At 65.0% G+C, this 12,586-nt stretch carries 12 protein-coding genes and 1 pseudogene; 10 read left to right on the forward strand and 3 right to left on the reverse strand.

Annotated elements, in window-relative coordinates; all coding sequences use genetic code 11:
* The first annotated feature begins 643 nt into the window (after positions 1–643).
* The 3 genes from dksA (at position 644) to hslU (ending at position 3,296) form a co-directional block, all read left to right on the forward strand.
* On the forward strand, positions 644–1,063 hold the full coding sequence (gene dksA / locus F6X40_RS15340) for an RNA polymerase-binding protein DksA (protein ID WP_090802202.1): 420 nt from the start codon (positions 644–646) through the stop codon (positions 1,061–1,063).
* Positions 1,064–1,402: 339 nt separating this feature from the next.
* Complete coding sequence (hslV, locus tag F6X40_RS15345) at positions 1,403–1,939, forward strand: ATP-dependent protease subunit HslV (protein WP_184051150.1); 537 nt, start codon at positions 1,403–1,405, stop codon at positions 1,937–1,939.
* 10 nt (positions 1,940–1,949) lie between these two features.
* Entirely contained in the window at positions 1,950–3,296 is a 1,347-nt protein-coding gene (gene hslU, locus F6X40_RS15350) for an ATP-dependent protease ATPase subunit HslU (protein WP_090802203.1), read from the forward strand.
* Between the two features lie 133 nt (positions 3,297–3,429).
* On the opposite strand, the gene F6X40_RS15355 is transcribed toward hslU, so the two are convergent.
* From F6X40_RS15355 to F6X40_RS15365, 3 genes are all read right to left on the reverse strand, one after another.
* A complete protein-coding gene (locus F6X40_RS15355) occupies positions 3,430–3,972 on the reverse strand; it encodes a response regulator transcription factor (protein ID WP_187628399.1) in 543 nt (180 codons plus the stop codon).
* Complete coding sequence (locus F6X40_RS15360) at positions 3,969–5,279, reverse strand: ATP-binding protein (protein WP_184068959.1); 1,311 nt, start codon at positions 5,277–5,279, stop codon at positions 3,969–3,971. The genes F6X40_RS15355 and F6X40_RS15360 overlap by 4 nt, the downstream gene beginning before the upstream one ends.
* Before the next feature lie 336 nt (positions 5,280–5,615).
* The gene (locus F6X40_RS15365; protein ID WP_187615117.1) at positions 5,616–5,840 is read right to left on the reverse strand and encodes a cysteine-rich CWC family protein; all 225 of its coding nucleotides are present in this window, start codon (positions 5,838–5,840) and stop codon (positions 5,616–5,618) included.
* 265 nt (positions 5,841–6,105) lie between these two features.
* Between F6X40_RS15365 and argB the strand changes: the two genes are divergently transcribed.
* From argB to F6X40_RS15400, 7 genes and pseudogenes are all read left to right on the forward strand, one after another.
* On the forward strand, positions 6,106–7,005 hold the full coding sequence (gene argB, locus F6X40_RS15370; protein ID WP_018419098.1) for an acetylglutamate kinase: 900 nt from the start codon (positions 6,106–6,108) through the stop codon (positions 7,003–7,005).
* A 157-nt stretch (positions 7,006–7,162) separates the two neighbouring features.
* Positions 7,163–7,930 (forward strand): pyrimidine 5'-nucleotidase, encoded by a 768-nt coding sequence (locus F6X40_RS15375; RefSeq protein WP_187628400.1) that lies wholly within the window; start codon positions 7,163–7,165, stop codon positions 7,928–7,930.
* 41 nt (positions 7,931–7,971) lie between these two features.
* On the forward strand, positions 7,972–8,682 hold the full coding sequence (gene slmA, locus F6X40_RS15380) for a nucleoid occlusion factor SlmA (RefSeq protein ID WP_187628401.1): 711 nt from the start codon (positions 7,972–7,974) through the stop codon (positions 8,680–8,682).
* A gap of 321 nt (positions 8,683–9,003) precedes the next feature.
* On the forward strand, positions 9,004–10,149 hold the full coding sequence (locus F6X40_RS15385; RefSeq protein ID WP_187628402.1) for a homoserine O-succinyltransferase MetX: 1,146 nt from the start codon (positions 9,004–9,006) through the stop codon (positions 10,147–10,149).
* Positions 10,146–10,754 (forward strand): methionine biosynthesis protein MetW, encoded by a 609-nt coding sequence (gene metW, locus F6X40_RS15390; RefSeq protein WP_090802214.1) that lies wholly within the window; start codon positions 10,146–10,148, stop codon positions 10,752–10,754. The genes F6X40_RS15385 and metW overlap by 4 nt, the downstream gene beginning before the upstream one ends.
* Before the next feature lie 14 nt (positions 10,755–10,768).
* Positions 10,769–12,163, forward strand: a complete 1,395-nt coding sequence (locus tag F6X40_RS15395; RefSeq protein ID WP_187628403.1) for an AmpG family muropeptide MFS transporter — start codon at positions 10,769–10,771, stop codon at positions 12,161–12,163.
* Positions 12,160–12,586, forward strand: a pseudogene (locus F6X40_RS15400) (M48 family peptidase); the annotation flags it as partial. The gene F6X40_RS15395 and the pseudogene F6X40_RS15400, both read left to right, overlap by 4 nt.

Genomic DNA, 12,586 nt, shown 5'->3' on the forward strand with positions numbered 1-12,586 from the left:
GCCCACGACACGCCGCGCGCAGCGCGGCATGCGCCGTGCTACTTCTAGTGCGGTGAGACGCCCGCCGCCGACTGCGCGGGCGTGAATCCTCTGCTGAAACTGCGACGCCGCGGCGCCGAGGCCTTTCGAATCCAGGCCATATGAAAAACGCGTGAAAACCCTGCTGTATTAAAGCGTGCACGACCATCGCTTTTTGGCTTTCTGCGCGTTATATTTTCGGGATATCGCAGCGCCGCAGGCCGGCTTTCAGCAGTTGCGGTGCCGTATTGTGATTCAGTTACAATACGTGCCCACTGGAGAATGACAACGAATTGCCCGGTCGCGCGTATCCCGCGACGGGCCTGGAACGGCGCCGGAAAATCTTGTCCGGAGACACGCCGAAAACGCCGGCGGGCACGGCCTGAAAGGGCACGCGCTCGTCGGCGAGCGATGCCTCAGGAGCATGTGTGAATCGGTTTCCAGAGGAGTTCGGCCCCGCAGCGGCGTAGCTAGCAACGCCCGGTGTGTGGGCGCCAGGCGCTTCGGCGTCACGACAGTCCAACGTTCGTGGCCACCCTGCGCTGCGCGTCCGCGCGACGCGTTTGCGGACAATACGAAAGTGCGGGCCCTATGAGTTTTGCCTCACATTGAAGAAGTAAGCCAGATGACGACGAAACGACTCTTGACCGAAGCCGAAATCCTGAAGATGAGCGACAAGGATTACATGAATGCGGATCAGCTCGCCTTCTTCAAGAACAGGCTCGAACAGTTGCAGGCGGACATTCTCCGCAATGCCGGCCAGACGACCGAGAACCTGCGCGAAACGGTCATCGTGCCGGACCCGGCCGATCGCGCCACGATCGAGGAAGAGCATGCGCTCGAACTGCGCACGCGCGACCGCGAACGCAAGCTGCTGAAGAAGGTGCAGCAATCGATCGCGCGAATCGAGGCGGGCGACTACGGCTGGTGCGAGGAAACCGGCGAGCCGATCGGCATTCCGCGTCTGCTCGCGCGGCCCACGGCTACGCTGTCGCTCGAAGCCCAGGAGCGCCGCGAACTGCGCCAGAAGCTGTTCGGCGACTGATTATCTGCGGCGCGGCTTCGGCTTAGCGCCCTGAAAACGCTGCTTCGTCGAGAGGCGCACGGTGAACCGTGCGCCTTTTCTTTTTGCGCGACATCCGCGCATGCTCCGCCATCCGTCCCGCCCCGCCGTCCCTTCCCGCCTCGTTTCTCAGGCTCCCTGAGCGGATTTTCGGTTTTTCGTCGTAGGCCTTCCGGCGGATCTTGATATGACCGCGCGCGCCCTAAAATAGATCCGACATGCGCTCACGAGCGCGCCAGCCGGCGCGCCGTCCGCTGACTGGATTCATGCGGTAGCGCACAGCGCTGCCGCGTCCTACCCGTTTTGCAAAGAGGAACGCATATGGAGCAATTTCACGGCACGACGATCGTTTCCGTGCGCCGCGGCAACAAGGTGGCGCTCGGCGGCGACGGCCAGGTCACGCTCGGCAACATCGTCATGAAAGGCGGCGCGAAGAAGGTCCGGCGCATCTACAACGGCAAGGTGCTGGTCGGCTTCGCCGGCGGCACGGCGGATGCCTTCTCGCTGCTCGACCGCTTCGAGGCGAAGCTGGAAAAACATCAGGGCAATCTGACCCGCGCGGCCGTGGAGCTCGCGAAAGACTGGCGCACCGACCGCATGCTGCGTCGTCTCGAGGCGATGCTGATCGCCGCGGACGCGACCACCACGCTCGTCATCACCGGCAACGGCGACGTGCTCGATCCCGAAGGCGGCATCTGTGCGATCGGCTCGGGCGGTGCGTACGCGCAGGCGGCCGCGAAGGCGCTTGCCGACAACACCGAGCTGTCGCCGCGCGACATCGTGGAGAAGTCGCTGGAAATCGCCGGCGACATGTGCATCTACACGAACCATAACCGCGTCATTGAGACGATCGAGTAAGGACCCATCGATGAGCACCATGACCCCCGCCGAGATCGTCTCCGAACTCGACAAACACATCATCGGCCAAGGCCGCGCGAAGAAGGCCGTGGCGGTCGCGCTGCGCAACCGCTGGCGCCGTCAGCAGGTCGACGAACCGCTGCGCCAGGAAATCACGCCGAAGAACATCCTGATGATCGGACCGACCGGCGTCGGCAAGACCGAAATCGCGCGGCGTCTCGCGAAACTCGCGGACGCGCCGTTCATCAAGATCGAAGCGACCAAATTCACCGAAGTCGGCTACGTGGGCCGCGACGTCGACAGTATCGTGCGCGACCTGATCGAAATTTCGGTCAAGCAGACCCGCGAAACCGAAATGCGCAAGGTGCGAACCAAGGCCGGCGATCTGGCCGAAGACCGCATCCTCGACATCCTGCTGCCAACCGCACGGCCGGTCGGCTTCGGTTCGAGCTCGAGCTCGACCGACACCGCCGATGAAGGCAGCACGACGCGTCAAACGTTCCGCAAGCGCCTGCGCGAAGGCCAGCTCGACGACAAGGAAATCGAGCTCGACGTCGAGCAGCCGCAGGTCGGCATGGACATCATGGGGCCGCCGGGCATGGAAGACATGACCGAGCAGATCCGCTCGATGTTCGCCAACATCGGCGGCGGCAAGAAGATGCGCCGCAAGATGAAGGTCAAGGAAGCGCTGAAGGTGCTCACCGACGAAGAAGCCGGCAAGATGCTGAACGACGAAGAGGTGAAGAGCAAGGCGGTGCAGAACGTCGAGCAGAACGGCATCGTGTTCCTCGACGAAATCGACAAGATCGCGTCGCGCAACGAAGCGGGCGGCGGTGAAGTGTCCCGTCAGGGTGTGCAGCGCGATCTGCTGCCGCTCGTCGAAGGCACGACGATCAACACCAAGTACGGCATGGTGAAGACCGATCACATCCTGTTCATCGCGAGCGGCGCGTTTCATCTCGCGAAGCCGAGCGATCTGATTCCCGAGCTGCAGGGACGCTTCCCGATTCGCGTCGAGCTCGATTCGCTGTCGGTCAACGACTTCGAATCGATCCTCGTGTCGACGGACGCGAGCCTCGTCAAGCAATACCAGGCCCTGCTCGCGACCGAAGACGTGCACCTCGAATTCGCCGACGACGGCATCCGCCGTCTCGCCGAGATCGCGTACTCGGTCAACGAGAAGACCGAGAACATCGGCGCGCGGCGTCTTTATACGGTGATTGAAAAACTGCTCGAAGAAGTGTCGTTCTCGGCCGGCAATCATTCGGGCCATGCAGTGCAGATCGACGCGGCGTATGTCGATAGCGCGTTGAACGAAATCGCCGAAGACGAGGATCTGTCGCGCTACGTGCTTTGACATGCGCGGTGGCAGCGCGAAGCGCTGATGCATGAAAAACGGGCTGCCTTCGCATAGGCAGCCCGTTCTGTTTTGTGCCGCCCTTCCCGCGGCGGCGCCTCGAACAGCCAACGCCGCGCCAGAAGATCGCCGCCTACTGCTTCACCGGCCGCTTCGCCAACTTGCGCTGCAACGTGCGCCGATGCATGTTCAACGCGCGCGCGGTCGCCGAGATATTGCCGTTGTGTTCTGCGAGCACACGCTGGATATGCTCCCATTCGAGCCGCGCCACCGACAGCGGCTGCGGATGCTCGATCGCCTCCTCGGCCTGCAACGCGCTCGCCTCGCTTTGCAGCGCCGACAGGATCGTCTCGACGTTGGCGGGCTTTGCGAGATAGTTGTCGGCGCCGTCCTTGACCGCCTGCACCGCGGTGGCGATGCTCGCGTAGCCGGTCAGCACGAGCATGCGCGCATCGGGCTGCAGATCGCGTAACGGCGCGACGAGCGTCAGGCCGGAGTCGTTGCCGAGATGCAGGTCCACGGTGATCTCGCTGAACTTCTGCTGATTCGCGACCCGGATCGCCTCGTCCGCGTTGTGTGCTTCGGTCACTGTGTAGCCGCGCCGCGTCAAGCCGCGCGCGAGGATGCCGGAGAACACTTCGTCGTCGTCGATCACCAGAAAATTCTTCTCGCTCATGCCTGTTTCTCCGTGTTGGATGGCGCGGCGCCATGTGGGCTCGCTCCGGAAATCTTGCGCGCGGCGAGCGGTAGTCGCAGCACCGCACGCGTGCCGCGCGGCCGTCCGCCGTTGGCGTCGGTCAGCTCGATCGATCCCTTCAGACGCGCCGCCGCCGAAAACGCCAGATACAGGCCGACGCCGTGACCGCCCTGCGTGCTCTCCACCGGCATCGCGCCGAGCGAGCCGCGCAGCGCGGCCGGAATGCCCGGACCGTGGTCGCACACTTCGAACACGATCTGGTCGCCGCGTGGCGCGAGCACGCAGGACAGTGTCACGTGATCGCGGCTCGCGCGCGCGGCGTTGTCGAGCAGGATCGTCAGTATCTGGCTGACGGCCACCGTGTCGTTGAGACTGACATCGGCGGGCGGTGTGCCAAGCCGCTCGAACTTCACGTGAGGATGGCGCAGGCGCCATTGCCCGGCAAATGATTCGAGCCATTCGTCGACCGGCTGGCGGTTCGTCGTGGTCGTTGCGCGGCTGCGCAACCGCGCGAGCGCCGACGTGCACAACATCATCTGCTGCTCGAGCAGCTCGAGATCGGCGCGGTAGGGCGCGAGTCCCGCGTCGGTCCGCGCCGCGTCGCGCAATTCTTCGGACAACATCGCGATTGTAGACAGAGGGGTGCCGATTTCGTGGGCCACGGTGGCCGCCTGCACGCCGAGCGCGACCGCCCGTTCGTCGTGGAGCAAGCGCTGCTGCGCTTCTCCAAGTGCTGCGTCACGTAGCCGCAGCGCTCGGGACATGCGCGCGACGAACCACGCAATCAGCCCCACGCTGACCATGAAGTTGACCCACATGCCCGAGCGGTAGTAGTCGAACAGGTTGGCGGGATTCTCGAGATTGAGCGGCACGGAATCGAAACTGAGCATCGCGTAGCAGGCGACCGCGAACGCCGCGAGCCAGGCCATCAGATACCACGGCAGCACGGCCGCCGCGATCGCAAGCGATGGCAGGTACAGCGACACGAACGGGTTGGTGGTGCCGCCGGACAGGAACAGCAGCGCCGACAACGCTCCGAGATCGACCCAGATCTGCCCGAACAGCTCGAGGTTGGACTCGGGACGCTGCTGCAACACGCGCCACCACGTGAGCGCGTTGAACAGCACTTCGAGCCCGATCACGAGCAGCATCGCGGGCAACGGCAGATTGGCGCCGAGGAAGATCTGCACGAACGCGATCGTCAGCAGCTGACCGATGATCGCGAGGCTGCGCAGCCAGAATAGATGACCGAGATTGACGCGGCCGGTGTTGGTTATACGGTGCATGACCCTAGTCTACCCGTTACGCCGCCGCGGCCCGAGCCAGTGGCGCCGCGGCAGATGAAAGCCCGTTGCTTCGCCGCCGCGGCCAAACTGCACCCGCTCGGCGACGCCCGCCATTATTGCCCCACTCGACCCGGAAAACGCCGTCGCACAATTCCGCGCCGGCTACACGCTGCAGATGGCCAGCCGGCACGCCGACGCGATCGCCGCGGATCGGCAGCCGCGGTTCGGCGAATGGGAGCCGGCGCTGGAAGCGATTGTGCGCGATCTGCGGGCGCGGGTGGCGCAGCATCGCCGCGCGCCGGCGGTTTCTGATCGGCCCCGGGGCAAATCCGACCATCACGGCCGCTCATGCTCACTCGCCTCGTGTGTCGCCTGTGCAATCTCCGCGGCCAGACACTCCGGGCACAGACACCGGCCGCCTGGCTTTAACCGCTCGACCGGTAGCGGCGGCAGCGCGCGGCACCAGCAGTTGGACGGATCAGTCTGCATGCCGCAGTCGAAAGCATTGCCGCAGCGCGGACAGCGTGCGCTGCGTTCGGAGCGGGGGGAAGACGATTTCATCGCAGATCGGCGCTCAGGGCCGGGGACATTGATCAAGCCATGATGCCATGACTGACACGCTCAGGTGCAGTCGTCCGTTCGGCCAATGCACAGCCGTCACGCAAGTGCGTTACGCTTGCTGTTCGCCACCCCCGCGGCGCGTCATGGTGCGGTACGCCAAGCCTGCACCGCCCGTCGCTCGCGCCGCGGCCGAAAACCCTGTTGCAGCGCGCCAGTCCTGTACAATTCGCGCTGTTTCAACTGTTCCGTGCCCGAGCCTGCCGCCATGTCCGAGCTTCCCGACCTCTCGCAGATTGCGCCCACCCTGAAAGCCGAAATTCTGGCCGAGGCGCTGCCTTACATCCGTCAGTATCACGGTAAGACCGTGGTCATCAAATACGGCGGCAACGCCATGACCGAAGAGCGTCTGAAGCAGGGCTTCGCGCGCGACGTGATTCTGCTGAAGCTGGTCGGCATCAACCCGGTCATCGTGCACGGCGGCGGTCCGCAAATCGACCAGGCGCTTAAGAAAATCGGCAAACAGGGCACGTTCATCCAGGGCATGCGCGTCACCGACGAAGAGACGATGGAAGTCGTCGAATGGGTGCTCGGGGGCGAGGTGCAGCAGGACATCGTGATGCTGATCAACCACTTCGGCGGCCACGCGGTCGGCCTGACCGGCAAGGATGGCGGCCTGATCCACGCGCGCAAGATGCTGATGCCCGATCGCGAAACTCCGGGCCAGTACGTCGACATCGGCCAGGTCGGCGAAGTCGAGTCGATCAACCCGGCGGTCGTGAAGGCGTTGCAGGACGACGCGTTCATTCCGGTCATCTCGCCGATCGGCTTCGGCGAAGACGGCCTGTCGTACAACATCAACGCGGATCTCGTCGCGGGCAAGCTGGCGGTCGTGCTGAACGCCGAAAAGCTCGTCATGATGACCAACATCCCCGGCGTGATGGACAAGGAAGGCAATCTGCTGACCGACCTGTCGGCGCGCGAAATCGACGGTCTGTTCGAAGACGGCACGATCTCCGGCGGCATGCTGCCGAAGATCTCGTCCGCGCTCGATGCGGCGAAGAGCGGCGTGCGCTCGGTGCACATCATCGACGGCCGCATCGAGCACTCGGTGCTGCTCGAAATTCTGACCGAACAGCCGTTCGGCACGATGATCCGCTCGCATTGATCGTTGCGGCATCCCCGGCACAGGGGTTGCGTCCGAGCGGCGCGACGCCTGTGCCCCACCTCGCGGCCGGCAGTCCATGCGCGCCCCCGAGCGTTGATGCAGCAATCTCTGCGCATCCGCAGCATGAAACGCCCGTCAGCGGCTGAAGAAATTCACCATGCGCACCCCCACTTCGCGGCGCCGCCGTCCTGACCTCGCAGGCGGCAAGCCCGTCTGGCTGTTCGATCTCGACAACACGCTGCACCGCGCGTCACATGCCATTTTCCCGGCGATCAATCGCGGCATGACCCGGTACATCATCGACGCGCTGCAAGTCGACATCGACGAAGCCAACCGTCTGCGCACCGGCTACACGCTGCGCTACGGCGCAGCACTGCTCGGTCTCACGCGCCACCATCCGCTCGACGCGCACGACTTCCTGAAGGTCGTGCACACGTTCCCCGACCTCTGCTCGATGATCCGTCACGAGCGCGGCGTCGCGCGTCTGATCGCGGCGCTGCCGGGCCGCAAGATTGTGCTGACCAACGCGCCCGAAACCTACGCGCGCGCGGTGCTCGCCGAGTTGCGCATCGAGCGGCTATTCGAGCGCGTGATCGCGATCGAGCACATGCGCGATCGCCGCCAATGGCGCGCGAAGCCCGATCACGCGATGCTGCGCCGCGCGATGCGCGACGCGCACGTGTCGCTGAAAGACGCGATCCTCGTCGAGGACACGCGTTCGCACCTGAAAAACTATCGACGGCTCGGCATCCGCACCGTGTGGATCACCGGGCACCTGGCGCGCAAGCCGCGCGCGGACGGTGTACCGACGCGCCTGCCGGGCACCGGCCGGCCGCATTATGTCGACCGCAGCATTCGTTCGCTAAAATCGCTACGACCGGGCACGCGCTCGGTTCGATGGAAGGGACGCAAGCCGGGACAGTAGGGACGAAAGCCGCCAACGACATCAGCCGGGGGACCACAGCCATGCAGCCGATCGACAAGCCTGACGAAACCTCAGCCGCAGCCTCCCCCGCGGCGCCGGCCGCCACACGCTCGCCGCGTCCGAAGCCGGGCGAGCGTCGCGTGCACATCCTGCAGACGCTTGCCAGCATGCTCGAGGCGCCGAAGCGCGAGAAGGTCACCACGGCCGCGCTCGCCGCCCGGCTCGGTGTGTCGGAAGCCGCGCTGTATCGCCACTTCGCCAGCAAGGCGCAGATGTTCGAAGGGCTGATCGAGTTCATCGAGCAGACGCTGTTCGGCCTCATCAACCAGATCACCAATCACGAAAACAACGGCGTGCTGCAGGCGCGCGCGATCGCGCTGATGCTGCTCAACTTTCCCGCGAAAAATCCCGGCATGACGCGCGTGCTGACCTGCGAGGCGCTGATCGGCGAGCACGAGCGACTCACCGAGCGCGTGAACCAGATGCTCGAGCGCGTCGAGGCATCGCTGAAGCAGTGCTTGCGGCTCGCGCAGACCGAAGCGCTTGCCCGTGCGGATAACGACGTCACAGGCAACGCCGGCCCGCAGACCGCACCGCAATCCACTGCGTTGCCTGCCGACTACGATCCCGCCATTCGCGCGAGCCTGGTGGTGAGCTACGTGATCGGCCGTTGGCATCGCTATGTGCGCAGCGGTTTCGCGCGGCCGCCCGCCGAACACGCGGACGAGCAACTGCTGCTGATTCTTCAGTAGTCCGCGAGGACTCGCACCCTTCGCGCGGCATCGCCCGTGCCGCTGCCGCGCGGAATTTTCCGCTATACTTTGCGCCTGATGTTGCCGCGGCCTTCCGATGCATAAGGGACCGCGCCAAGGCATCCCGAAACACGTTGCACCCGGTTTCACACCCCTTCACGCGCCGATTTGCTGACTCGATTGCGGGCGCGCGAACCCTTGGCCCCAGGCCCGCGGTTCACTATAAATGCGGCTAAAGAGGTCGTCAGCTGCGCACATCGTCCTTCTCTTCGTGCTTCGCCGACGCCGTTTAGCCGCCCTGTTGACTCAATGGCGGAATGAATGGAATCCATCGGCATCGTCGCTCCCCAAAAAATGCATTTCACCGAGCCGCTGCCATTACGCAACGGCAGCTCGCTCGCAGGCTACGACCTGATGGTCGAGACCTACGGCACGCTCAATGCCGCGCGCAGCAATGCGGTGCTCGTGTGCCACGCGCTGAACGCATCGCATCACGTGGCGGGCGTGTACGCCGACAATCCGAAGGACATCGGCTGGTGGGACAACATGGTCGGCCCGGGCAAGCCGCTCGATACCGACAGGTTTTTCGTGATCGGCGTGAACAACCTCGGCTCGTGCTTCGGCTCGACCGGGCCGATGAGCATCGACCCCGCGACCGGCAAGCCGTATGGCGCGACCTTTCCGGTCGTCACCGTCGAAGACTGGGTCAACGCTCAGGCGCGCGTCGCCGACGCGTTCGGCATCACGCGCTTCGCCGCCGTGATGGGCGGCAGTCTCGGCGGCATGCAGGCGCTCGCGTGGAGCATGATGTATCCGGAGCGGGTCGCGCATTGCATCGTGGTCGCATCGACGCCGAAACTGTCCGCGCAGAACATCGCGTTCAACGAGGTCGCACGCTCGGCGATCCTGTCGGACCCCGACTTCCACGGCGGCAACTACTACGCGCACGGCGTGAAACCGAAGCGCGGCCTGCGCGTCGCGCGGATGATCGGCCACATCACGTATTTGTCGGACGACGACATGGCCGAAAAATTCGGCCGCTCGCTGCGTCGCGCGGAAGGCGCGCTCGATGACTACAACTTCAGCTTCGACGTCGAGTTCGAAGTGGAATCGTATCTGCGCTATCAGGGCGACAAGTTCGCCGACTACTTCGACGCGAACACCTACCTGCTGATCACGCGCGCGCTCGACTACTTCGATCCGGCCAAGGCCTTCGACGGGGATCTGACCGCCGCGCTGGCGCGCACCACCGCGAAGTATCTGATCGCGAGCTTCTCGACCGACTGGCGTTTCGCGCCGGCACGCTCGCGCGAACTGGTGAAAGCGCTGCTCGACCACAAGCGCACGGTCACCTATGCGGAGATCGACGCGCCGCACGGCCACGACGCCTTCCTGCTCGACGATGCGCGCTATCACAACCTGCTGCGCGCCTACTACGAACGCATTGCAAACGAGGTTAACGCATGAACCAGCGAGCACTTGATTACCTGGCATTGCGCCCGGACTTCCGCGCGATCGCCCGCTGGGTCGAACCGCGCGCGACCGTGCTCGATCTCGGCTGCGCGGACGGCTCGCTGCTGTCGCTGCTGAACGAAGAACTGGACGTGCAGGGCTACGGCATCGAGATCAACGACGCCGGCGTGCTCGCCGCGACGCAGAAGGGCGTCAACGTGATCCAGCAGAATCTCGAAGACGGCCTGCGCCTGTTCGAAGACGGCAGCTTCGATTTCGCGGTGCTGTCGCAGACGCTGCAGACGATTCATCAGACCGCGGCGATCCTGCGCGAGACGGTGCGCGTCGGCAAGCAATGCATCGTGTCGTTTCCGAATTTCGGCTATTGGGCGCATCGGCTGTCGGTGTTGCAGGGGCGTATGCCGGTGTCGAAGTCGCTGCCTTATCAATGGCACAACACGCCGAACGTGCGTGTGTTGACGATCAAGGACTTCGAAGCGCTCGCGCCCGAGGTCGGCATCGAGATTCTCGATCGCGTCGTGCTGCATGACGGACAGGTGGTGCGTTGGGGCGTGAACTGGCGTGGTAGTCTTGCGGTCTATCGCGTCAAGAAAAGCTAACGTCACTTATCCACATGTCGAACCCGCCGCACGAGGCGCCCGCACTTACCGCTCACGAAGAACATCCCGGCTGGCGCGCGTTTTTGAATACGCGCATGCTGATTTGCGTCTTTCTCGGCTTCACGTCGGGATTGCCGCTGTTTACGCTCGTCTACCTCGTGCAGGCGTGGCTGCGCTCGGAAGGCGTCAATCTGAAGGAAATCGGCCTCTTCGCGCTGATCCAGTTTCCGTACACCTGGAAATTCGTCTGGGCACCGCTGATGGACCGCTACGTACCGCGCGTGCCCGGTTGGCGGCCCGGCAGACGGCGCGGCTGGATGCTCGTCACGCAATTGCTCGTGGCCGGCGCGATGGCGACGCTCGGTTTCGTGTCGCCACGCGAATCGATCTGGACCGTCGCCGCGCTGACCGCTCTGGTCGCGTTCTTCGGCGCGAGCTCCGACATCGTGATCGACGCGTACCGGCGTGAATTGCTCAGCGACACGCAGCAGGGCCTCGGCAACGCGGTGCACGTGAACGCGTACAAGATCGCGGCGCTCGTGCCCGGTTCGCTCGCGCTGATTTTGTCCGATCATCTGCCGTGGAGCACCGTCTTCATCGTGACGGCCGCGTTCATGCTGCCGGGCGTTCTGATGACGCTGGTGGTGCGCGAGCCCGAGGTGCACGGCGAGCCGCCGAAGAATCTGCGCGAGGCGATCGTCGAGCCGTTCAGGGAATTCATTCAGCGCGACGGCTGGCGCGCTGCCCTTTTCGTGCTCGGCTTCATCTTCCTGTACAAGCTCGGCGATACGATGGCGACCACGCTGTCCACGTCGTTCTTCCTCGACATCGGCTTTTCGCGCACGCAGATCGGCGTGATCGCCAAGACCACGGCGTTCGGCGCGAGTCTCGCGGGCGGCATCGTCGGCGGGATCTGGCTGATGAAGATCGGCATCGGCCGCGGCTTGTGGATCTTCGGTTTGCTGCAGATGGTGTCGACGCTCGGCTTCGCGTGGCTCGCGCATCTCGGCCCGGATTCGCCCGGACTTGCCGCGATTTACAACATTGCCGTCGCACTGAGCCAGGGGACGACGAAGCTGCTGTCGTTCGTCGGCATCGACTGGAGCGTGCAGCTCGATCCACGCTCGGTCGCGCTCGCGCTCGTGTACGGCTTCGAGACCTTCGCCACCGGTCTCACGATGGCCGCGTTCACCGCGTTTATCGCGAGCACCACCGATCCGCGCTACACCGCGACGCAGTTCGCGCTGTTCACGAGCCTCGCGTCGGTGCCGCGCACGCTCGCGTCGGCGGCGAGCGGCTATGTGGTCGCGCGGATGGGCTGGTTCGACTACTTCATCCTCTGCACCGCGCTCGCGGTGCCCGGCATGCTGCTGCTGGTGCGTATCGCGCCGTGGAGGGACCGGTCGTGAAGGTACCGATTCCGACCCGCGCGCGCCGCGCCGCACTCGGCGCCGTAAGCGTCCTCGGTTGCGCGAGCGTCGCGCTGGCGATGCCGGCGGGCGCCTATGCGGCCGGCACGCCGGCGACTGGCGCCAGCCCGGTGAGCGGCGCGCAAGCGCGCGCGCCGGCCGCCGCGACCACCAGCGGTGCGACGCCCAACCCGGCCCCGATGCCTGCGGCCAGGTCCGCGACCAGCGGCGCCAGCGCCGCGGAAAACGCGACTTCGGCTGCAGCCGGCAACAGCGGCAACAACAGCGCCGGCGGTGCCAATCCTGGCGCGAATAACAGCACCGGCGCCAACGCCGGTGCCCCGGGCACGCCCAGCGCTAGCGGTAGCGCTCCGGGCGCCGCTACCTCCGGCTCCGCGCCGCAGCCCGCGCCCCCTCCCGCCG

This window comes from Paraburkholderia sp. UCT31, from assembly GCF_014397655.1.
In the GTDB taxonomy this organism is placed as follows: Bacteria; Pseudomonadota; Gammaproteobacteria; order Burkholderiales; family Burkholderiaceae; genus Paraburkholderia; species Paraburkholderia tuberum.

What these genes read in the sequence shown, in the direction of transcription:
- dksA (WP_090802202.1), top strand. Translation starts at nt 644, where the DNA reads ATGACGACGAAACGACTCTTGACCGAAGCCGAAATCCTGAAGATGAGC.
- hslV (WP_184051150.1), top strand. Translation starts at nt 1,403, where the DNA reads ATGGAGCAATTTCACGGCACGACGATCGTTTCCGTGCGCCGCGGCAAC.
- hslU (WP_090802203.1), top strand. Translation starts at nt 1,950, where the DNA reads ATGAGCACCATGACCCCCGCCGAGATCGTCTCCGAACTCGACAAACAC.
- F6X40_RS15355 (WP_187628399.1), bottom strand. Translation starts at nt 3,972, where the DNA reads ATGAGCGAGAAGAATTTTCTGGTGATCGACGACGACGAAGTGTTCTCC.
- F6X40_RS15360 (WP_184068959.1), bottom strand. Translation starts at nt 5,279, where the DNA reads ATGCACCGTATAACCAACACCGGCCGCGTCAATCTCGGTCATCTATTC.
- F6X40_RS15365 (WP_187615117.1), bottom strand. Translation starts at nt 5,840, where the DNA reads ATGAAATCGTCTTCCCCCCGCTCCGAACGCAGCGCACGCTGTCCGCGC.
- argB (WP_018419098.1), top strand. Translation starts at nt 6,106, where the DNA reads ATGTCCGAGCTTCCCGACCTCTCGCAGATTGCGCCCACCCTGAAAGCC.
- F6X40_RS15375 (WP_187628400.1), top strand. Translation starts at nt 7,163, where the DNA reads ATGCGCACCCCCACTTCGCGGCGCCGCCGTCCTGACCTCGCAGGCGGC.
- slmA (WP_187628401.1), top strand. Translation starts at nt 7,972, where the DNA reads ATGCAGCCGATCGACAAGCCTGACGAAACCTCAGCCGCAGCCTCCCCC.
- F6X40_RS15385 (WP_187628402.1), top strand. Translation starts at nt 9,004, where the DNA reads ATGGAATCCATCGGCATCGTCGCTCCCCAAAAAATGCATTTCACCGAG.
- metW (WP_090802214.1), top strand. Translation starts at nt 10,146, where the DNA reads ATGAACCAGCGAGCACTTGATTACCTGGCATTGCGCCCGGACTTCCGC.
- F6X40_RS15395 (WP_187628403.1), top strand. Translation starts at nt 10,769, where the DNA reads ATGTCGAACCCGCCGCACGAGGCGCCCGCACTTACCGCTCACGAAGAA.